This window comes from Bacillus cereus G9842 (genome assembly GCF_000021305.1).
Taxonomy (GTDB): domain Bacteria; phylum Bacillota; class Bacilli; order Bacillales; family Bacillaceae_G; genus Bacillus_A; species Bacillus_A thuringiensis_S.
The window spans coordinates 164,249-186,179 of record NC_011772.1 but is presented as its reverse complement, the minus strand read 5'-3'; the positions used below and the strand labels follow the sequence as shown (position 1 = coordinate 186,179).

Genomic DNA, 21,931 nt, shown 5'->3' with positions numbered 1-21,931 from the left:
GGTGTAAGATTTTGAATTATCAAAGAAACACAAAAATTAATAAAATTTATTCGTTTACTCATTGTATCAAGAGAGGTGGAGGGACTGGCCCTTTGAAACCTCGGCAGCAGGTTCATTTTGAATACTGTGCCACTTCCTGCAAGCTTTATGCTTGAAAGATAGAATGAGGGACTTCGTTTATATACGGGTGCATAACTTGTACGTAAAAATCCCTCTTTCTCAATATGAAAAGAGGGATTTTTTATTTTTCATTTCCCTCATCATCATCCAAACTTAATTATTTAGGAGGAAAATCAAATGAAAAAGAAGTTTGTACCCGGTATTGCATCAGTTGTAGGAGTAAGTATTTTATTAACTGGTTGCGGTAGTTATAAAAACGAAGCAAGCGGAGCAAATGCAAAAGACGAGGCACCTAGCAAACAGGTTTTAAATTTATCTTCACCTACTGAAATACGAACAATGGATACGGCCCGTGCTACAGATACTGATTCTGGTCAAGTAATGAGAAACGTATTTGAAGGTTTGTATAATCTTGGTGAAGGTAACAAACCTTTCCCTGGCGTTGCAAAATCTCATGAAGTAAGTGGCGATAAAACAAAATACACATTCCACCTGCGAGATTCAAAATGGTCAAACGGCACTCCTGTTACAGCGAAAGATTTTGTGTTCGCTTGGCAGAGAGCCGTAGATCCAGCAACAGCCTCTGAATATGCATTTCTATTCTTTGATATTAAAAATGCAACAAAAATTAACAACAAAGAACTTCCAGCCGACCAACTTGGTGTAAAAGCAGTTGATGACCATACGTTTGAGGTAGAATTGGAGCGTCCTGTTCCGTATTTTATTAGCTTAACAGCGTTCCCAACATTTCTACCAATTAACGAGGAATTCTTTAAAGCACAAGGTGATAAGTACGCTTTAGAAGATCATACAATCTTGTACAATGGAGCTTTTACACTAAGCGATTGGAAGCACGAACAAAGCTTTAAATTCAAGAAAAACCCTACCTATTGGGATAAAGATACTGTCAAACTAGAAGAAATCAATTTTAACGTCGTAAAAGAAAAATCAACAGAAGTAAATTTATTCGAGTCAAAACAATTAGATCGTATAAAACTAACATCTGACTTTGTCGATAAATATAAAAAGGATGCTAACTTTAAAGAACGTCCAAACGTAGGCGTACAATTTTTACGTATGAATCAACAAAACAAAGTACTTCAAAATGTTTCTGCACGCCAAGCAATTAATCAAACAATTGATAGAAAATCCTTTGTAAATACGTTATTAAATGATGGCTCTACATCAACACTTGGTCTCGTTCCAAAAAACTTTGCAAAAGGACCTGAAGGAAAAGACTTCCGTACTGCAAACGGCGATTTAACAAAAGTTGATACAAAATCTGCACAAGAGTTATGGAAAAAAGCTAAACAAGAGCTTGGTTCTGAAAAGATAACATTAGAATTATTAACGAGTGATGCTGACCTTGATAAGAAAACTGGTGAATTCTTAAAAGGGCAACTAGAAAAGAATTTAGATGGATTAACAGTAAATATAAAACCGCAACCGCGTAAGCAACAAGTTTCGCTTTTATTAAAAGGTGACTACGAAATCGGAATTGACGGCTGGAGCCCTGACTTTGCGGATCCAATTACATTCCTTGAGCTATTTACAACGAATAACCCTTATAACTTAGATCATTACTCTAATAAGGAATTCGATGAAACAATAGCAAAAGTGAAAACAACTTTAGCTGGTGATGAAAAAGCTCGCTGGGAAGCATTACTAGCATCCGAGAAAATATTATTTAAAGACTCTGTTATCGCTCCTCTTTACCAAAAAGGCGAATCTTATTTAGAACGTTCTTATGTGAAAGGAATTGTGCAAGTAGACTTTGCGGGTCAATTAAATTTCAAGTGGGCAAAAATTGAAAAATAAAGTAAAACCGTAATAAGTGAGGGTTCTTCATCCCCACTTATTATTAGCCCACACCAATTGTTTTTTTAGCAAAATATATTAAAAGCAGGTTCTCTCACACAAGAGAATCTACTTTTTCAATATATTATTCTAAGAAATTAACATTCTATTTTTATTATTGACATATAGTTCTTTCCAGTGTTAATATTCTAAATAATCAAAGAAACAAAATATTTCACCATCAAAATATAATGTCTACTACGTTGAAACATATAACGATAGATTACAGCTCAACATGTATATACATATAGAACACCTGATTACCTATAAACAAATATTTATAATAGGTTTCATCTCCTTCTATAGCTACTTCAAGACATGGACATTATGACGTTACGAACAACACATTTAGGGAGGAACGAACAATGAAGAAAAAAGTTGTACCTGTTGTTGCATCTGTTTTAGGGGCAAGTCTATTACTAACTGCTTGCGGGGGAAATAAAGATAATGCAGGCGGAGCGAAAGCAAACGATAAAGTACCTGATAAACAAGCAATTAACTTATCATTCGCTTCAGAAATTCCAACAATGGATGTTGCAAAAGCAACGGATGGGGAATCCATGAATGTAATGCGCAATGTTTTTGAAGGTTTATATGCAATGGGAGAAGATAATAAACCGATTCCTGGTGTTGCTGAGTCGGTTGACACTAGTCCCGATAAAACAAAATATACATTCCATCTGCGTGATTCAAAATGGTCAAACGGTACTCCTGTTACAGCAAAGGACTTCGTCTTTGCTTGGCAACGTGCCGTAAATCCTGATACAGCAGCTGAATACGCATTCTTATTCTTCGATGTACAGAATGCGAAACAAATAAACCAAAAACAATTACCAATTGATCAACTAGGGGTCAAAGCTGTTGATGACAAAACGTTAGAAGTACAACTAGACCGTCCTGTTCCTTACTTCTTAAGCTTAACGACATTCTCAACATTCTTGCCAATTAATGAAGAGTACTTAAAGTCTCAGGGCGATAAATACGGTTTAGAAACAAATCATTTAATTTACAACGGTGCTTTCACATTAGATAACTGGAAACACGAACAAAGTTTCCAATTGAAGAAAAACCCTAACTATTGGGATGCTAAAACGGTAAAATTAGAAGAAATCAACTTCAATGTCGTTAAAGATAAGTCTACAGAAGTGAATTTATATGATTCAGGACAAATTGATCGCGTTGCTTTAACTGCAGAGTTTGTTGATAAATATAAGAGCGATCCAAACTTCAAGGAACGCGCTGAAGTCGGCATTCAATTCTTACGACTAAATCAGAAAAATGAAACATTAAAAAATCAACATGCACGCCTTGCTATTAACGGCGCAATGAATAAAAAAGCATACGTAGAAACAATTTTAAATAACGGTGCTGTTCCAGCTGAAGGAATGGTTCCTGCGAAATTTGCAAAAAGTCCAGAAGGCAATGACTTCCGTAAAGAAAATGGAAATCTAGTCAAGGATGATGTGAAAACAGCGAAAGAAAACTGGAAAAAAGCAAAACAAGAACTTGGTACTGACAAAGTAACAATCGAACTATTAACAAGTGACAATGCTTTAGCTAAAAAGACTGGTGAATATTTAAAAGGTGAGTTAGAAAAGAACTTAGATGGATTAACAGTGAATTTAAAACCGCAACCACGTAAACAACAGTTGAAACTACTATTAAGTGGTGACTATGAAATTGGTATTGACGGCTGGGGCCCTGACTTCGCTGATCCAATTACATTCTTAGATTTATTTACAACAGATAGTGCTTATAACTTCGATAAGTACTCTAACAAAGAGTACGATGAGCTCATTCATAAAGTGAAAACAGATTTAGCTGGCGATGAAAAAGCACGCTTTGAAGCAATGAAGCAAGCTGAAAAAATTCTATTACAAGACGGCGCTGTCGCTCCTTTATACCAACAAGGTCGTTCTTACTTACAACGCTCTTTCATTAAAGGACTTGTAACGACTGACTTCGGCGGTGAATTTAACTATAAGTGGACAGAAGTTGCAAAATAACAAAAGTAAAAGGTATCCTACGAAGGATACCTTTTACTTTTATACAACTTTAACTACAGAGCTTCCTCTTCCCTTTACCATTCCTTTTATAGCTAAAGTCGTCACTGCTACTAATTGTGTAACCAATACAATAACTAATAATGAAATAATATTTCTCTCTAAACTAACTCCTCCGAATATTATTGTATAATAGCCATTTGCTGCATATGTTGCTTGAAATAATTCACCGATCGTTTGATACGTTTTAGAAAGCATTTCAGTACCTCCTCACAACTTCAATTTACCATATACATACAAATCATTTTTGATTTAAATTGCGGATGAGCCCTTGTGACTGCAGGATAATAATTTATTTTCAACACATACATAATTACATGTTTTTGGGAAAAACTTGTATAGAACGAATTTACATAAGGAGGAATTTATAATGAGAATTCTACTATCAGTTTTATTAGCTCTTATGCTAGTACCTGCATTAACAGGATGTAAAGCCCCTGCAAAAGAAGACACAACTTCTAATAAAAAGACGACTGAAGAAGCAAAAAATGAGGCTCCTGCAGATTTAAAACTAAACTTTAATGAATTTAGTTTAGATGCAGACTATCAAGATACGAAGAAAGACTACGAAGCTGATTATAAGAATGTAGCCGCTGATAAGAAAATGGAAGCAAAGCTTGAAGACCATAAAACAAATGCAAAGTTTACAGGTGACGAGGCTATTACAAAATTAAGCCCACTTCTACAAGAATTAAAATTTGATAAAGATACTCCTGACCAAGAAGTAATCGATCAAGTAGTGAACGTGTTCAAACTTGATAAAGACTACCAAAAATTCGATTTAGAAGTTGTCTTCTCTGATGGAACGAAAAAAGAATATAAAAGAGAAATAAAATAAAGAAGTAGGCGATTGCCTACTTCTTTATTTTTGCATATCTTAAATCTGGTTTAGATCCAACATAATATTGAAGTCCAGATACCGTTTGTTTTTGTAAATAGGAATCCGACGGGAATATAATTGGAATTAATGGTGAATCTGTAAACATAATATCTTCCGCTTTATGCAATAAGTCAAAACGCTTATCTTCATTTTGTTCAACTTCTGCTTCCTTCACTAAAGCATCAAATTCTTTATTATGCCATTTTGCATAATTGTTTGGACCATCACCTGCATATAAATCTAATTTAGTAATTGGATCTAATAAAGAACCGCCCCATCCCATATAAGCCAATTGGAAATCACTTTGCTTATATGTGTCGATGTAACTCTTCCACTCTTTATTTTCTAATTTAATATCTACGCCAAGATTTTTCTTAAACATTTCTTGCATTGCTTCTGCTACTTTTTTATGTTGTGTATCTGTAGTGAATTTTAATGTTACTTCAGGTAATGTAGACCAGCCTTGTTCTTTCATGCCTTCTTCTAATAATTTTTTCGCTTCTGCTGGATCAAATTTAACGTAACCACCTTTTTCTTTACGGAAATCACGCCCACTTTGTGTTTTTGCTCCTTCTGGAACGAATGCATTTGCTTCTTGTGCATTGTTTTTATACAGTTTTTCAACAATAAACTTACGATCAACTGCTAATGAGAATGCTTTACGTACTTTCGCATTTGTGAATGGCTCTTTTTCTACGTTAAACGAATAAATATAAGATGAAAATCCTGCAACACGTTTATATTCTTTATTTCCTTTTTCTTTTTCAATCATTTCTTGCGGTAAACCGCTTAGTAAATCTAATTCTTTTGATTTATATAATTGGTACGCTGTTTTAGAATCTGGAATAATACGAAACTCAATTTCTTTTAATGTTACCTTTTTATCATAGTATTCTTTATTTTTTTGTACTGTAATAGCCTGATTATGCTTCCATTCTTTTAATGTGAATGGCCCGTTCGTAATTAACTCTTTTGGATCTGTTTTTAATTTATTATTATCATCAATCGACTTTTTAGCTAATGGAATAAATAATGAGCTTGCTAATTTCTGTTTAATAGAAGCAACTGGATGTTCAAGAGTTACCTTTAATGTTTGAGGATCAACGACTTGAATACCAACTTGTCCTTCTTCACCTTTTCCAGTATTGTATGCCTCTGCCCCTTTAATAAAATACATTTCTGTTGCATTCATAGAACCCGTTTTCGGATTCAATAATCGCTTCCATGCAAATTCAAAATCATTTGCTGTAATAGCAGAACCATCTGACCATTTAATATCTTTCTTTAAATGAATTGTATACTCAGTTCCATCAGCATTTACTTCTTCTTTCTCTGCTAATTCATTTTGATATTTCCCATCACTATCTTGCGTATATAAGCTTGAGAATAAATGTCCAATTACATAACCTGACGTGCTATCTGTCGCAATAGCGGAATCAAGTGTATATGGATCGCTACCAATATTCGTTACTAATCGATCTCCTTCTCCCTTACCAGCACTCGCCTTTTGCGTCTCTTTCTTACCGCAAGCGACAGAAGTAATTGCTAAAACAGTCATAATGACAAACAGTAAAAACTTCTTCATCCTACATTCTCCTTTAACCTGAAATTTTTGGTGTTGATGCCAATAGTGTTTTTGTATAAGAATGTTGTGGATTACAGAACACTTCGTCCGTATTTCCAAATTCAACAAGTTCTCCTTTATATAAGACAGCCACTTTTTCACATAAATAGTGAACCATCGGCAAATCATGTGCGATAAATAAATATGTATAGCCTTGTTCCTTTTGAATCTTTTGCAGCAGATGTACAATTTGAATTTGCAATGAAACATCTAATGCTGAAATTGGTTCATCAAGAATCAATACTTCTGGCTCACACAATAACGCTCTTGCAATAGCAATTCGTTGACGTTGTCCTCCGCTAAATTCGTGCGGATAGCGATCGATATATCGTCTATCTAATCCCACACGTTCTAGCGCATCACCTGCTACTTTATCCTTTAATCCTTTATCACCTAAACCGAATGAAATATAACCCTCCGTTACGCTATCGCGTACTTTCCAGCGCGGATTTAATGCTGCTGTGGAATCTTGAAAAATGAACTGTACTTTCTGTAAAAAATCTCGCCTATGAGCTGATTTCAGCTTGTGAACGACTTGACCGTTATAATCAATTTCACCAGACGTTGGACTCTCAATCCCTGCTATGAGCTTTCCAAGTGTTGTTTTTCCTGAACCACTTTCACCAATAATGCCAAGTGTTGTTCCTTTCGGAATAGAAAGTGATATGTCTTTTAACGCTGTGATTTCTTTACTTTTACTTCCATACGTTTTCGTTACTTGCTTTATAGTAATTAAATCTGTCGTCATGAGGCATTCACCTTCTCTTTTGATTTCGCTTTATTATGCTCTAGAACATGTTGCCAACAATGTGAACTATGCTCCTTAGAATATGTGGTTCTCTCTGGAAAACGATGAATACATTCTTTTATCGCTACTGGACAACGATTTACAAAAGGACAACCAAAGCTATTTAATGTTTCAATGGAAGGTGTCGTTCCTTCTATAGCACGTAATACCTTTTCGGAATCATCCATATTCGGAATTGCTTGTAATAAACTTTTCGTATATGGATGTTTAGGAGAACCTATTACCTCCTGTATCGTTCCTTTTTCAACAACACGTCCCCCGTACATAACAACTACTCGATCAGCTACTTCACGTACAAGTGCCAAATCATGTGTAATTAATAAAATACTCGTATTTTGTTTTTCTTTTCTTTCTTTTAATAGCCCCATAATTTGTTTCTGAATCGTTACATCTAACGCTGTTGTCGGCTCGTCTGCAATTACAAGCTTTGGGTGACAAGCAAACGCAATTGCTAAACAAATACGCTGCCTCATACCTCCGCTTAATTGATGTGGGTACTGTTCAAAGCGTTTCTCTGCTTCATGTATCCCTAAACCCGTTAACAAGTTAATCGCAATTTCCTTTGCTTCTCTTTTCGATTTTTTCCCATGTTGCAAAACTACTTCTGTAATTTGTTTGCCTACCTTCATCGTTGGGTTTAAAGATGAAAGCGGATCTTGAAATATAAAGGAAATATCTTTTCCGCGAATTTGATTCCATTCTGACTCTTGTAAATTCGTTAATTCATTTGCTTGGAAAGCTATATTCCCATCATCGATATGAATAGATTCTTGATTTAATCCGACAATAGATTGTGCTGTAACACTTTTTCCTGAACCACTTTCTCCTACAAGTGCAACGATTTCACCTTCATTAATAGAAAAGGAAACATGCTTCACAATTGCTTGCTTACTATTCTCTTTTTCAACGGTCAATGTTACGTTTTCTAAAGATAAGAGCTGTGCCATGTTTTTTCTCCTTTCGATTCCGTTTTACAATCTTCGGATCAATTGCATCTTGCAAACCATCACCAATTGCATTAAATGCAAACATAATGAGTGCAATCATGATTGCTGGGAAGAATAGCTGCCACCATTCTCCGCTCAATAATGTCCCAAGTGCATCATTCGTCATCGTCCCCCAGCTTGCTGCCGGTGATTGCACTCCTAGTCCGATAAAGCTTAAAAATGATTCTGAGAAAATAGCTGCTGGAATTGTAAATGATAAATTTACGATAATAATGCCTGTTAAGTTCGGAATGATATGTCCGTATATAATCTTCATATGCGATGTACCTAATCGCTCTGCTGCAATAACAAATTCTCTTTGTTTTAAAGACAAGACCTGCGCTCTAACGAGACGTGCCATGCCAATCCATCCTGTTAACGCAAGAGCGATTATAATTGTAAAAAGTCCTGGTTTCATCACGATCAATAGTAAAATAACAATTAATAAATATGGGATACCATATAACACTTCAATCCCTCGTATAATCCATTCATCTATTAACGTTCCAAGACGATTACGCCCTCTCACATATCCACTAAATCCACCAATCAGTACACCAAGCCCTATATCGAGGGCAGCTGCTACTAATCCAACTGTTAGTGAAATCTTCCCACCAGCCCAAGTACGTGCCCAAATATCTCTCCCTAGATCATCTGTTCCAAACCAATGTTCACTACTCGGCGGTAAATTTGTTGCCTTTTTTACTTGTTCACTCGCAGTAAATAAAGTTAAACTTTCGCCAATAAGCGAGAAAACAATAATTAGCAATAACGTCACTGTTCCTAAAACTGCGATTGGATTCGATATAAACTTACGAAACACTTCTTTCTTTCTGCTAATTGTTTGCTGATTTTTATTTATCGTTAATTCTTTTTTCTCTTCTTTCGTTAATAACTGTTCATTAATCTCATAAGCTCCCATTTAAATATCCCCCCTCCTTATGTAATAGAACGAATACGCGGATCAACAATGCGATGAATAATATCTGTAATGAAAATACAAGCAATTAATAACGCACTATAGAAAATCGTTGTTCCCATAATCACCGGATAGTCTCGGTTAAAAATACTATCTACAAAATATTTTCCTAGGCCAGGAATTGAAAAGATTTTTTCAATAACAAAAGTCCCTGTTAAGAGTCCAGCCATTAACGGTCCAACAAATGTAAGTACTGGAACAATCGCATTTCGAAGAGCGTGTCCTATAATAATCTTCTTAATTGGTATACCTTTTGCTCTTGCTAGCTTAATATAATCACTCTGCAGTACTTCGATCATATTAGAACGCACAAACCTTGTAATAACTGCGATTGGCCCTAACGCTAATGCAAAGGATGGCAATACCGTATGTTCGAATGTTCCCCAAGAGGCTACTGGTAAAAACTCAAATTGGATAGCGAATACTTGTATAAATAGTGGTGCTAAAATAAAACTTGGAATAGAAATACCTAAAATTGCGAGCAAACTCACACTATAGTCAATTACTCTCCCATGATATAGAGCAGCAAATGTCCCTGCCGCAATTCCTACTAACAATGAAATAACAAGTGCTTGTAGACCAATAATTGCTGATGGACCAAAGCCAGTTGTTATAATTTCTGATACACCTTGCCCGGTTGATTGAACCGATTCACCAAAATCAAAATGAACTACACCGTCTAAATAAGCAACATATTGATTCCATAACGGTTCATCAAGGTGATACTTCGCTCTCATGTTTTGGATCACTTCTTCAGGAAAGATTTTTGCATCTGATGAAAATGGATCTCCCGGAATAATATGCATAATTAGAAATGTCACTGTCGTAATAACCCATAGTGTGAACACCATAACCGATAATTTTTTAATTACATACACTTCAATAACCCCCTAAACACATGAATTTACTTTGTTTTATGAATGTACTTTTTCCATTACTCCCTTTTCTCTTTTTAGAATACAAAAAGCCTTGATCTTAAAAAATAAGATCAAGGCTTAACAAACAAAGGCCCATCACTTATCTTTCAAGACTTGCTTGCTGGAATTAGCACGGTGTTCCTATTACAGAACCCGCTGCTGAGGTGTCATAGGGCCAGTCCCTCTACCTCTCTGGATAAGTAAATTGCTATATTATTATTTGGTTCAAATTGTATATTTCGAATTATAATTCTGAAAAATTGAAAAGTCAATCGAATTGGATAAATTTAGAAAAATCAGTTTTTAATTCGTTTATCGAAATTACAGTTTTCGGCTTATCATAAAAAGAAATGATGTTAAAGGAGTTATAAGATGGACCCCTTACTTCTTGCTACTATAGGATTACCCTTAACAATCGTTATACTTGTCATCATCGGCTCCTATAAACTCTTTATTAAAAAGAAACGTATTACTTCTTTTTATACTCCTTTCGATAATATTACCGGGCAAACTATTTCCGAATTTCACGAAGAACAGAAAATATTAGTATCTGAGGATGAAGACAGAGATGGCAAGAAGAAAAAATAACCTTGCACAGGCAAGGTTATTTTTTCGTTTCTGCTTGAAAACGTTTATAGTATGTCGATGCTGTTGCAAAGTTAATTTCTATATCACGAATCAACGATGAATCTTCTTCTTTAGCTAACTTCTGTAATTTTTTCATCGCTTGTTCTGATTCATTCAAGAAACCAACATATACCTCATGTTCTTGCTCTTTCGACTTCGGAACACGAATTTCTTTACGTATATGATCAATATCTTCTAACATGCTCGTTGTTACCTTTTGCACGTCTTCTTTATATGTTGCATTCGTTATTTCCTTACCGCCCTTTTCTTTTGCCACTTCAAATAACTGCAGTGCTTTATTAATTTCTTTATTCATTTTTATATCGTATTTTTCATGTACTGCAAGGTATTCTTTCATCTCTTCTGTTTGTTCAGTAGATTGCTCTACCTTTTCTTTCGGTTCTTTCGTATCTTTATTTCCATTACATCCTGCTAGAAGGATCATACTTCCCATTACAGCAATACCCAAAACCTTCTTCATCTCTTCTTCTCCTTTTATCTACAGCTATTACTCATTATAGTTTCTTTTATCTCCACTTGTTATTATACCGAGAACGCCCTACTTTTTACACTTAAGACGACATCGTAATATATATACCAACATGTTTGTCACAGTATCGTCACTTTATACAAATAACTTTTGCAATGCTTTACTACATCACCTTACAAAACTGTAAGCACACATAAAGAACAAACCATGCTAGACTTACATATGCATAACGCAAACATATGTAAGGTTTTAAGGAGAATCATCTATGTACAACACAATGCCTTTTATGGGAGAAGATATTCGTGTCCTTATTCGCGAAAAATCACTTCATATCGAAAATACAGAGAGCCTTCGCCGCGTATTAAAGAAGAAGCATGCTCCATTTAAGTTAGCTCAATATTTAAAACAACAACATACAAATCAATTTCATACCGTGCTAAATATATCGGATAAATCATTAACAATCGAAATCATCGGTCATGTCTACATTGGAAACTTTGCAGATACCTTAAAGGAAATCCCACGTATACCGAAGATTGCTCCTATTATCGTTAAAAAAGCGTATAAAATTACTGACCATACCGATATTATCGACTGTGGGGAAAAAGAAGTCGATAGTAATCGCTGGGTGTGGGATAAACTTGCTGTTTTATATGATACGATCATGAATAATATGTATGAGGTATTTCAAAGAAATGAAAAAAAGAACTGATTCAAACATTCCCTTTGAATCAGTTCTTTTTTGTTAAGCCTCTAAATTTTGTCTTTGTTGCAGTTCAAACTGCTTCTCACTTCTTCTGGCCATAAATAGATAACATAATACTGCCCCTACTTCACAAAGCGCAATAACAACACCCATCGGTAACGCTGTATTACTCCCACCAATACCTACTAGCGGAGCGACAAGCGCTCCTGAAATGAACTGTAATAAGCCTAATAAAGCTGACGCTGTTCCTGCAGCTTGCTTCTGATTTCTCATCGCTAATGAGAACCCAGTTGTTGATACAACCCCGACACTTGATACAACAAGGAATAACGAACATAAAACACCGATTAAACCTATTCCTAGTACGATTGTCAGTAGTAAAGATAGGCCACCAACAGCTGCGATAATAATACCAGCAACAAATAATGTCTTCTCATTCACTTTCCCCGCTAAACGACCCGTTACCTGACTAGCAATAATAATACCGATGCCGTTAATCGCAAAGAATAAACTAAATTGCTGTGGTGATGCTCCGTATATGTTCTGCAACACAAATGGTGAGCCCGAAATGTATGCAAACATTGCCGCTGTTACTAATCCTTGTGACAATGCATATCCCATAAACAGACGGTCCTTTAACAATTTTCCGTACGTCGCCAAAGTCCCTGACAAACCACCCGTTTCTCTTTCTTCAGGAGGTAATGTTTCACGCAATACAAAAGTAGCTGAGATTAACATGCATACGCTAATTGCTCCAAGAACGATGAAAACACCGCGCCACGTTGTAAACTGTAATAATTGCCCCCCAATAATCGGTGCCAAAATAGGTGCTGCTCCGTTTACTAACATAAGCAGTGAGAAAAACTTCGTCATTTCAGAACCTGAGTACATATCACGTACCATCGCACGTGATATAACAATCCCGGCTGATCCTGAAGCTCCTTGTAGGAAGCGCAATAACACTAATGTCCAAATAGATGGCGCAACAGCACAAAGTAAAGAAGAAGCAACATAAATAATAAGAGCAATAATAAGTGGTTTGCGTCTTCCGTAAATATCACTAATTGAGCCAACAAATAATTGTCCTACTGACAGCCCAAGCAGACAAGCTGTTAATGTAAGCTGCGCTAGGGATGCACCTGTTTGCAAGTCATCCGTTAACTTCGGTAATGAAGGCAAATACATATCAATAGATAATGGCCCAATCGCCGTAAGTGTTCCTAATACAAGAATCATCCATAACCTGTTTGCCTTTACAGGTTTATATATTTCGTGATTAACTTCATTCACTTTTTCAATTCACCCTTTCCTATACACACTGAATCGTAACAATTATAGTTACATCATAAACATACGTCAAGTACAGCGCATTTTCCTCTTTCATAATGTAAAAAAAGCGATAGAAATTCTATCGCTTTACTTTTTCACATTGCTATTCGTAAATTTAGATACTGAGGCCATCGTCTCTCCTGTATCTAAATATGTAATTTGAATTGGGTCTCCTACTTCTGTAAACATAGCATACGGGAATTTCTTCACCGGTATCATAAATACCTTTTGTTCATTCTCTAAAAGTACGTACACGATTGTATTTTCACCTGATTTCTCTTTATATACACGTTGTACAATACCTTCTTTTTGCGCTTCTTTTCCTGTTGAGGTTGGTCTAAAGGTATCACCATTACCACTCATTACGTTTTTATAATTCTCAAGCGCTTCTTTCTGCGAAGAACCTGTCGCAAATATTTTTGCATTAGCAGCATATACAACTGTATGTGCACGTACTAGGCCTCCATCATCAACAACCGGAATAATCCAAGCTGGTTTACCGTATACGTTATAAATGACAGGCATTGTCCCATGCCATTTCTCTCTCTTAAAGGAATTATCCACTACTTCTGTAGCTGCTGAACCATCCATAATCCCCTTCACTTCTTTTCCATTATAGTAATATAGCTTGCCTGTGCGTGCATCTACTAATGAATAGCCTAGGGCTGAATCTACTCCTTCTTTTGGAGAAGTAAAGTCTGTAAAATAATATAGTGTTCCATCTTTACCAAAGATCGGGGTCACGCCTTCTTTCGTTCCCCACTCAGTCGGAATCTTCATATCAGTTTGCGAGAATTTCGTATTCCAAAATCCGTGAATATATTTACCAAAGTACGTATTTAACGTAGATGCAGTCTCATGATTTAATACACCATCAACAAATTTAGGTGCCTTTCCTTTATCATACCTTTTCACTTCACCTGTTTGTGCGTCTACTACGACAACACCCTCTACCTCAAATCCAGATCTTCCTGAAATAAATTCACCATACGTCATTGTATAATATGGTTTCCCTTTATCATCAACCTCAAATTTAGGTTTTCCTTTAAAGATTAAATCTGGTTCTGCTTGCCTTACCACACGCTCTAAATTATTACCAAAAAACATGCTTGGCACATATTTCATTTTATAACCGAGGTGCAGTTTCGCTTCCGCATCAGGATTTGTACCTGACATCGTTACATACCCTGGAATTGTCTCAGCTTTACGCGCTTTAAAAAATCCTGAAACTTCAATCGGCGCTACATATAAAGCTTCGCCGTTTACCATTTGTGGCGTTAATTCTCCTAGCTCAAAATAAGCTACTTTCGGAATATCACCAAATACTTTTTTCATCTTATTCTCCGCTGTCTTTGGCGGCACTGTAAACGGCTGGTCATTTTCAGTAAATGGCTCTGAAATATCTTTCTCTACCTTAACAACAGAATCATATTTCTTTTGCGAGATTACTATATCGTGCAAATAACCAAAGTAACCGTAACTTGCGAGTAAAATAAACATTAGAAGTCCTTTTAACGTACCTTCTAATTTACCTATTTGATCTTGTGAAAATAAAACAAGCCCAATTAAAATTGCTACTGCAACAGAATAATGAGTAAGAATCGAATCTACTCGATCATCAATTAGCCAAAAGTATTCATAGATTGCAATACCTATCCAAAATAAAACAGGAATAACTAAAATAGATGATTTCTTACCCTTTACAACCTTCTTATCTCCCTTCTTATCCACTGCTCGAAGCTTACTACTACTTCTTGTCCATGGAATCAAAAACAAAGTAAGAATAGCTAAAACTACAAATTTCATCAAAGGCACTGTCCCCTTTTCTTTTGTATTCCCTTTTAGTATAACAAATAAAGGGTATTAAGGTGAAAATAGGAATAGTTATATTTTTTTACTACTTAATACAATCCCGCTTACTACATATAGAATAGATGCAATATAAAAAATTGTACCAATCGTAAAGAAATCTACTAAATATCCCGTGGCAATAACCGCTACTGCTCCGCCAATGGATGTCCATACATGGTATTTTCCAATCTCATAACCAGCCTTTTCCTGCGCAACCTTTCGTGCTAACGAAGTCTTCTCAGTATTACGCTGCACAGCACCTAAAACTCCCATTACAATTTGAAGAAGATACACATGCCATACTTCCGTGGCAATCGGAAAACAAAGCATTAAGATTGCCATGGACCAAGCGTATATTATTAATAATTTTTTATCACCTACTTGATCAGATACCTTTCCCACTAGTGGATATACAAGTGCTGATGTTAAAGCAAATAAGCCATACGCCCAGCCAAATTGCGAGAAGCTATTTCCAACGTTTCGAAGCAATAATATATAAAAAGGAAATACCATACTTCCTGCCATCATGATGATACTTTGCGAAGCTACAAATCTTCTATATGTCATTTCGTATACTCCCTATAAAATAAATTCACAAATCTCTCTTCTGAATCTACTTCCTTCTTTTTCTTGAGAAATTCTTCAATACGAGGATATGCCTTCTTTAACTGCTCTTTCGTTGGATAAGAATAATACGGCAAATAGTAACTACCGTTATGCTTTAAAGTAACATCAATCATCTTCCGAATGACATCCTCTGTTTTCTTTATCTCACTATCTGAGCGTCCCTGGTTAATTAAAAGAACCAGCGCAAACATATCATCTTTCGCATAGGACAAAACTGCATTTTCATTCTTTTCCACGTAACGAATCGTAATGTTGAGCAAATTAAACTCTTCTTCATTTAATACGTTACGTAAATCATCTATATACTCCGTGAAAGCATCTATAGGCACAAAGTATTCTTGTAACACTTCGGTCCTATTTGGATTTTCATATTCCATAAAAGCACTATCTGATCTCATAACATTATTACGCGTCTCATACTTTCCATCTGTACGTTCAAAATAACCTCTTTGTATATTCCAAAATGTATTCTTTCCCCAATCACTATAACGTGATAACCCAAGTAAAAATTTCGGTGCAGCTATAATATTTTCTTCCTTTAATTCACTGTACTCTTCTCTCATATTTTGATTTTGTGCCAAAGTATAATCTGTCACATACATCTCTTTTAAAAATGAATTTGGAGCAACAGAAATACGTGCTAAGTGCATACGAACATTCTCATCTCTTTTCACTTTCTCTTTGAAATAAGATGCGTATTCTTTATAATCTATCATTCTCGTGTGCATTTCATATAATTCATCATCTGTTAACTTCAGCGTCACATCTAAAATAACTCCAAATAAACCGTAACCACCAATGACATATGGAAATAACGCTGCATTTTCTTCTCTACTTACATTACGTACCGTGCCATCTGCCATTAACAATCTAAATGACTCTATTGTATCAATCAGTGCCTCATGACGAATATCACGCCCGTGTACATTTACACTTAATGAACCACCAACAGTAAAAATATTTTGAGACTGCATGACCTGTACCGCAAGGCCATATGGATTTATTTTCTTCTGAATATCATTCCACGTGACACCACTTTGAACTGTAATCCACTTCTTCTCTGGATCAAATTCTAATATTTTATTATATCCTTTCATATCGAGCATCGTACCATTCGGATAATATGTCTGTCCTCCTTGGCTATGTTGCATACCTGCAATGGAAATTTTCTCTCCTGAAACTTTTGCATCTCGCACTAATTTTATTAACGAGTGCTCTTCCGTAGCACTTTCAACTCGTTTTATTTTTGTCGGAAGCAATTTACCTACATCACTCATAATAGGATGATCAATTTGTTTTTTATACGTATGTACAGACGTTGCAAGCAAAACCGTATATGCCGCAATGACCACTGCTATCTTTCTTTTTTTCAAAGGACACTCTCCTTATTAGCAACAAAAAGAGATACCCGTTCTTTCAGGTACCTCTCTTGACAGTGATTACTTTGCTGCTGGCAATTGTATTGGATCAAATTTATCATACGATGTAAACTTCGCATCCGTAATAATGTGCGCTTTATCCTCACCATTGCTACTCATAACCATATCTATCTTTGCTGATTCATATTTAAAATCTTTTGTAATAATATATTCTCCATCTATTTCTTCTATCTTTGCATTTTGGCCTTGTAGCATTTGTTTCTGCTTTTCATCCATACTAGCTAACATACTCTCTGTCTCTTGCCCTTTTAATGCAAACTTCAGCTTATAATTATCTCCACTTTTCTCCATCTTCACTTTATTTAAAATTTCCGATGGAATCTCTAAATTATCTACCATTCCTTGAGTCGCATTCATTCCGTTAGCATTTAATTGTTCCTCTGGTACAGACATAACTTCACCCGAATTAGGATTTTTCACCTGACCAGCAATTTTTCCACCCACATCATAAACAATAACCTCTGTACCAGAAACATTCATTTCAGAACGAGAGTTTTTTTTCTTCGGCTCTAGTTGCATTTTAGCCTTCATTACATTCATCTCTGTTCCTTCAGCCTTTATTCCCACATCATATGTCATCGTTACATTTTCTTCGTTTTTAAAAGCTTCATTCGCTTTATTGAAAACATCCTTCGCTGTTAATTCCTTTTCTTTCTGCACAGCTTCTTTTTTCGGTTCATCAGTCTTTTTTGTTTCCTCATTACTACACCCTACTCCTAGACCAACTGCAAGTACTAAACTTGAAATTAAAATAAGTTTTTTCATAACGTCCCCTCCTTCCCAAAAATAATATCATCTCTTTTCCTATGAAATCTATATAATTCGTAATATTCTTCTTTAATTTTTTTCCTATATAGCAACATGTTTGAGAAAAAGTTTAAATATGATGTAAATAATAACAACTCATTTCAGGAGGTCATTATGAAAGCAATTATTTGCACAAAGTATGGACCACCTAATATTCTCCAGATTCAAAATGTAGAAAAGCCTAAACCTAAAAAAAATGAAGTATTAGTTAAAATTCACGCAACAAGTGTATCGACTGGAGATTGTAGAATACGTGGCTTTAATAGCCCCCTCTTATTTTGGATTCCTATGCGGATCATATTAGGTTTCAGAAAACCGAGGAAACCTATACTTGGCGTAGAGTTATCCGGTGAAATCGAAGACATTGGAACAGATGTAACACAATTTAAAAAAGGAGATCCAGTTTTTGCATTAACAGAACTAAACCTTGGTGGTTATGCCGAATACACATGCGTGCATGAAAGTGGATTAATAGCATTAAAACCTACCAATGTGACATATGAAGAAGCTGCCGTTATTCCTTTTGGCGGAACTTCAGCATTGCACTTCCTTAGAAAAGGACAGATAAAAAAAGGGCAACGAGTACTTATATACGGCGCCTCTGGTTCAGTAGGGACAGCTGCCGTACAACTTGCTAAATACTTCGGGGCGACTGTCACAGCTATTTGTAGTAGTTCGAATTTCGATTTAGTTACAGCCTTAGGGGCAGACAACGTAATTGATTATATGAAAGAAGATTTTACTAAGCAGGGCGAGCACTACGATATTATATTTGATGCAGTTGGAAAATATAAAAAGTCTCTTTGTACAGATGCATTAATGCCTAATGGAAAATATGTATCTGTGAATGGAATGATGGCAAAGGTCAGTAAAGAAGATATGAACCTACTAAAACAACTAGCTGAAACAGAAAAGCTAAAACCTGTTATTGATAGAACTTACCGATTAGAAGAAGTTGTAGAAGCCCATACGTATGTAGAAATGGGCCATAAGAAAGGAAATGTTTCGATTACCTTAAAATAAAATATATTCTGAAAATATCATTGACAATTCTTTTTGTACGATTTACTATTAGTACCATATTCAAAACTACATACACATACTCTTATCAAGAGTGGCGGAGGGACTGGCCCGATGATGCCCGGCAACCGAGCTTATAACATATAAGCTAAGGTGCTAATTCCTGCAAAACGAGTTTTCGTTTTGGAAGATAAGAGAGGAATCTATTTCGTCTATTCGGCACCTCTCTTATTTTTGGGAGGTGCTTTTTATTTTGGAACGTATATGAAGGGGGATTTATAGATTGAAAAAGGTATTATTAAGCATTGTAAGCGGAGCAGTATTATTATTAGGCGCCTGTAGCGTGAGTTCAGATAAAGAGGTAAAAGCATTAGACGAGAAAAAGATTACTGTCGGTGTAACAGGTGGACCACATGAACAAATTTTTGAAAAGGTAAAAGAAGTTGCAGCAAAAGATGGTCTCGAAATTGATATAAAAGTATTTAATGATTATGTAGCGCCAAACGTATCTTTAGATGAAAAAAGCCTTGATGTAAATAGCTACCAAACGAAATCGTATTTAGATGTATTTAAAGCTGAACGCAATATGAAATTAGCTGAAGTATTTTCAACAGTAACATTCCCTATGGGCGTATATTCTAAAGATATAAAAGATGTAAAAGACTTAAAAGAGGGCGATGCAATTGCTGTACCAAATGACCCAACGAATGAACTTCGAGCTTTAAAATTATTTGAAAAAGCAGGGGTTTTAAAAGTTGATCCAAAGGCTACAGAAAAAGCGACTGCAAAAGATGTAATTGAAAATCCAAAAAAATTAAAGATTGTCGAATTAGAGGCATCTCAATTACCAACGCAACTAAGTGAAGTGAAAGCAGCTGCAATTAACACAAACTTTGCATTAGGTGCAAAATTAAGTCCAGCGAAAGATTCTATTTTCCGCGAAGGAAAAGATTCACCATATGTGAACTGGGTCGTTGTTCGTACTGAAAATAAAGATGATGCCGTTGTAAATAAATTAAAGAAAGCTTATCAATCTAAAGAAGTAAAAGAGTTTATCGAGAAAAAATTTGATGGTTCAGTTTTACCATCTTGGTAGGAGCTGACGATAATGATTGAATTAAAAAATATATCCAAAGTATTTACAACAAAAAAAGGGAATGTTGAGGCTCTTAAGTCTACTTCCCTTAAAGTAGAAAAAGGCGAGGTATTTGGAATCATTGGGTATAGTGGCGCTGGTAAAAGTACATTGATTCGATGTGTAAATTTATTAGAAAAACCAACGACAGGAAATATCATTGTAAACGAACAAGACTTAACAACGTTATCGACAAAAGAACTAGCAAAAGCGAGACAAAAAATCGGAATGATCTTTCAAGGATTCAATTTACTTAAAACTGTTAGCATCTATGAAAACATTGCATTACCTTTACGCCTTGCTGGTATTCCAAAAGTGGAAATTAAAAAAAGGGTAGAAAAATATTTACGCATTGTCGATCTTTTCAATCGAAAAGATGCTTATCCAAGTGAACTTTCTGGCGGTCAAAAACAGCGCGTTGCAATTGCACGTGCACTATCACATGAGCCTGAAGTGTTATTAAGTGACGAAGCAACGAGTGCTTTAGATCCAGAAACAACTGATTCTATTCTTGATTTGTTATTAAAGATTAACGAAGAAATTGGAATTACGATTTTACTCATTACACACGAAATGAATGTTATCCAACGTATATGCGACCGCGTTGCCGTTATGGAACATGGATCTGTAGTCGAAAGCGGGACTGTGAAAGATATTTTCACAAACCCACAACATGTAACAACGAAGAAATTTGTAAATAGCGCATTTGCAGCGAAAATTCCAGAAGAGGTACAGAAAGAACTACAAAGTACTGGAGAAATTGTAACACTTTCTTTTATAGGAAGTTCTTCAGGGGAACCAGCACTAGCTGTCGCCACAAAACGTTTCCAAGTATATCCAAATATTTTATCTGGTAATATTACACAGTTAAAACATGAGGCATATGGGAAACTTGTCGTTCATATGCAAGGTGAAAAAAATGAAGTAAACCGTGCTTTAGCATTCTTACAAGAGAAAGGTATCATCGTAGAGGGAGGGAAAACAGACTATGGAAAACAAGTCCTTTTTGGATGAATGGAGTAAAGTCATATGGGAAGCCACAATCCAAACCTTTCAAATGACATCTATTTCATTACTCATCTCGATCCTTATTGCACTGCCACTTAGTGTAACACTTGTTTTAACAAGACCTGGTGGACAGCACGAAAATAAAATCATTTATCCTATTCTTAATACAATTATTAATATAATTCGCTCTCTTCCATTTATCATTCTATTATTCTTCATCTTACCTTTTACAAAGTTTCTAATGGGAACATCCATTGGCGTGCAAGGTGTGATCGTACCGCTTGTCGTCTTCACAGCTCCTTATATCGCACGTTTAATGGAGACAGCCTTACTAGAAGTAGATCGCGGTGTTATTGAGGCCTATCAAGCAATGGGTATCTCTACTATTAAAATCATTTGGCACGTCATGGTGAAAGAAGCTCGTCCCTCCCTTGTACTTGGATTAACAATTGCAACAATTGGCTTAATTGGCGCAACAGCAATGGCTGGACTCGTAGGTGCTGGAGGGCTAGGGGACTTGGCATACCGCTTCGGACATTTACGCTATGAACCTGAAGTAATGTATGCAACAGTCTTTATTTTAATTATCCTCGTTCAAGGATTACAGTCTTTAGGGAATGGTGTTGCACGAAGATTGAAGAAAGATTAAAAAAAGAAG

At 35.7% G+C, this 21,931-nt stretch carries 21 protein-coding genes and 3 riboswitches; of the genes, 9 read left to right on the top strand and 12 right to left on the bottom strand.

All coding sequences use genetic code 11. The features are described 5' to 3' along the window. Window positions 1-60 precede the first annotated feature (60 nt). A riboswitch (SAM riboswitch) is annotated at window positions 61-165 on the top strand. Window positions 166-297: 132 nt separating this feature from the next. Both BCG9842_RS01025 and BCG9842_RS01020 read left to right on the top strand, forming a co-directional pair. Continuing rightward, window positions 298-1,938, top strand: a complete 1,641-nt coding sequence (locus BCG9842_RS01025; protein ID WP_000726448.1) for a peptide ABC transporter substrate-binding protein — start codon at window positions 298-300, stop codon at window positions 1,936-1,938. A gap of 404 nt (window positions 1,939-2,342) precedes the next feature. Next, window positions 2,343-3,983, top strand: coding sequence for a peptide ABC transporter substrate-binding protein (locus BCG9842_RS01020; RefSeq protein WP_000731067.1), 1,641 nt, complete (start codon window positions 2,343-2,345; stop codon window positions 3,981-3,983). Window positions 3,984-4,022: 39 nt separating this feature from the next. On the opposite strand, the gene BCG9842_RS01015 is transcribed toward BCG9842_RS01020, so the two are convergent. Further along, a complete protein-coding gene (locus BCG9842_RS01015) occupies window positions 4,023-4,238 on the bottom strand; it encodes a hypothetical protein (RefSeq protein ID WP_000949587.1) in 216 nt (71 codons plus the stop codon). Window positions 4,239-4,410: 172 nt separating this feature from the next. On the opposite strand from BCG9842_RS01015, the gene BCG9842_RS01010 reads away from it, so the two are divergent. After that, entirely contained in the window at window positions 4,411-4,878 is a 468-nt protein-coding gene (locus BCG9842_RS01010) for a YusW family protein (RefSeq protein WP_001221557.1), read from the top strand. Window positions 4,879-4,894: 16 nt separating this feature from the next. On the opposite strand, the gene BCG9842_RS01005 is transcribed toward BCG9842_RS01010, so the two are convergent. The 5 genes from BCG9842_RS01005 to BCG9842_RS00985 are packed head-to-tail and all read right to left on the bottom strand — an operon-like array spanning window position 4,895 to window position 10,195. Beyond that, window positions 4,895-6,505 carry a peptide ABC transporter substrate-binding protein gene (locus BCG9842_RS01005; protein WP_000714110.1) on the bottom strand — a complete coding sequence of 537 codons (1,611 nt, stop codon included), beginning with the start codon at window positions 6,503-6,505 and terminating at the stop codon, window positions 4,895-4,897. 13 nt (window positions 6,506-6,518) lie between these two features. Further along, window positions 6,519-7,292 carry an ABC transporter ATP-binding protein gene (locus tag BCG9842_RS01000; protein ID WP_000205646.1) on the bottom strand — a complete coding sequence of 258 codons (774 nt, stop codon included), beginning with the start codon at window positions 7,290-7,292 and terminating at the stop codon, window positions 6,519-6,521. Then, window positions 7,289-8,299, bottom strand: a complete 1,011-nt coding sequence (locus BCG9842_RS00995; protein WP_000057892.1) for an ABC transporter ATP-binding protein — start codon at window positions 8,297-8,299, stop codon at window positions 7,289-7,291. The genes BCG9842_RS01000 and BCG9842_RS00995 overlap by 4 nt, the downstream gene beginning before the upstream one ends. Further along, complete coding sequence (locus tag BCG9842_RS00990) at window positions 8,256-9,260, bottom strand: ABC transporter permease (protein WP_000501533.1); 1,005 nt, start codon at window positions 9,258-9,260, stop codon at window positions 8,256-8,258. Before BCG9842_RS00990 ends, BCG9842_RS00995 begins: the two co-directional genes overlap by 44 nt. 17 nt (window positions 9,261-9,277) lie before the next feature. Further along, on the bottom strand, window positions 9,278-10,195 hold the full coding sequence (locus tag BCG9842_RS00985; protein WP_000289325.1) for an ABC transporter permease: 918 nt from the start codon (window positions 10,193-10,195) through the stop codon (window positions 9,278-9,280). A gap of 136 nt (window positions 10,196-10,331) precedes the next feature. Next, window positions 10,332-10,437, bottom strand: a riboswitch (SAM riboswitch). A gap of 169 nt (window positions 10,438-10,606) precedes the next feature. Here BCG9842_RS00985 and BCG9842_RS00980 point away from each other — a divergent pair. Further along, a complete protein-coding gene (locus BCG9842_RS00980; protein ID WP_000371396.1) occupies window positions 10,607-10,822 on the top strand; it encodes a DUF3951 domain-containing protein in 216 nt (71 codons plus the stop codon). 16 nt (window positions 10,823-10,838) lie between these two features. Here BCG9842_RS00980 and BCG9842_RS00975 read toward each other — a convergent pair whose 3' ends face one another. Further along, window positions 10,839-11,342, bottom strand: a complete 504-nt coding sequence (locus BCG9842_RS00975) for a hypothetical protein (RefSeq protein ID WP_000756523.1) — start codon at window positions 11,340-11,342, stop codon at window positions 10,839-10,841. A gap of 274 nt (window positions 11,343-11,616) precedes the next feature. Here BCG9842_RS00975 and BCG9842_RS00970 point away from each other — a divergent pair, with 274 nt between their 5' ends. Continuing rightward, window positions 11,617-12,063, top strand: coding sequence for a hypothetical protein (locus tag BCG9842_RS00970; protein WP_000282869.1), 447 nt, complete (start codon window positions 11,617-11,619; stop codon window positions 12,061-12,063). A gap of 33 nt (window positions 12,064-12,096) precedes the next feature. Here the strand turns inward: BCG9842_RS00970 and BCG9842_RS00965 are convergent, their stop codons facing one another. From BCG9842_RS00965 to BCG9842_RS00945, 5 genes are all read right to left on the bottom strand, one after another. Continuing rightward, complete coding sequence (locus tag BCG9842_RS00965; RefSeq protein ID WP_223837316.1) at window positions 12,097-13,356, bottom strand: multidrug effflux MFS transporter; 1,260 nt, start codon at window positions 13,354-13,356, stop codon at window positions 12,097-12,099. 117 nt (window positions 13,357-13,473) lie between these two features. Continuing rightward, window positions 13,474-15,192, bottom strand: a complete 1,719-nt coding sequence (locus BCG9842_RS00960) for a DUF3981 domain-containing protein (RefSeq protein WP_000674043.1) — start codon at window positions 15,190-15,192, stop codon at window positions 13,474-13,476. A 78-nt stretch (window positions 15,193-15,270) separates the two neighbouring features. After that, window positions 15,271-15,804 (bottom strand): MFS transporter, encoded by a 534-nt coding sequence (locus BCG9842_RS00955; RefSeq protein WP_000222368.1) that lies wholly within the window; start codon window positions 15,802-15,804, stop codon window positions 15,271-15,273. Continuing rightward, window positions 15,801-17,237, bottom strand: coding sequence for an FAD-binding oxidoreductase (locus tag BCG9842_RS00950; RefSeq protein WP_000746280.1), 1,437 nt, complete (start codon window positions 17,235-17,237; stop codon window positions 15,801-15,803). The genes BCG9842_RS00955 and BCG9842_RS00950 overlap by 4 nt, the downstream gene beginning before the upstream one ends. A gap of 66 nt (window positions 17,238-17,303) precedes the next feature. Beyond that, on the bottom strand, window positions 17,304-18,068 hold the full coding sequence (locus tag BCG9842_RS00945) for a DUF6612 family protein (protein ID WP_000733609.1): 765 nt from the start codon (window positions 18,066-18,068) through the stop codon (window positions 17,304-17,306). Between the two features lie 156 nt (window positions 18,069-18,224). Here BCG9842_RS00945 and BCG9842_RS00940 point away from each other — a divergent pair, with 156 nt between their 5' ends. From BCG9842_RS00940 to BCG9842_RS00925, 4 genes are all read left to right on the top strand, one after another. After that, entirely contained in the window at window positions 18,225-19,133 is a 909-nt protein-coding gene (locus BCG9842_RS00940; protein ID WP_000643844.1) for an NAD(P)-dependent alcohol dehydrogenase, read from the top strand. A 79-nt stretch (window positions 19,134-19,212) separates the two neighbouring features. Then, window positions 19,213-19,327: riboswitch (SAM riboswitch) on the top strand. Between the two features lie 86 nt (window positions 19,328-19,413). Further along, window positions 19,414-20,226: a MetQ/NlpA family ABC transporter substrate-binding protein gene (locus BCG9842_RS00935; protein ID WP_000756992.1), complete on the top strand. Its 813-nt coding sequence runs from the start codon at window positions 19,414-19,416 to the stop codon at window positions 20,224-20,226. Between the two features lie 12 nt (window positions 20,227-20,238). Further along, complete coding sequence (locus BCG9842_RS00930) at window positions 20,239-21,279, top strand: methionine ABC transporter ATP-binding protein (protein WP_000571310.1); 1,041 nt, start codon at window positions 20,239-20,241, stop codon at window positions 21,277-21,279. Next, window positions 21,254-21,922: a methionine ABC transporter permease gene (locus BCG9842_RS00925; RefSeq protein ID WP_000428878.1), complete on the top strand. Its 669-nt coding sequence runs from the start codon at window positions 21,254-21,256 to the stop codon at window positions 21,920-21,922. The genes BCG9842_RS00930 and BCG9842_RS00925 overlap by 26 nt, the downstream gene beginning before the upstream one ends. The last annotated feature ends 9 nt before the right edge of the window (window positions 21,923-21,931 follow it).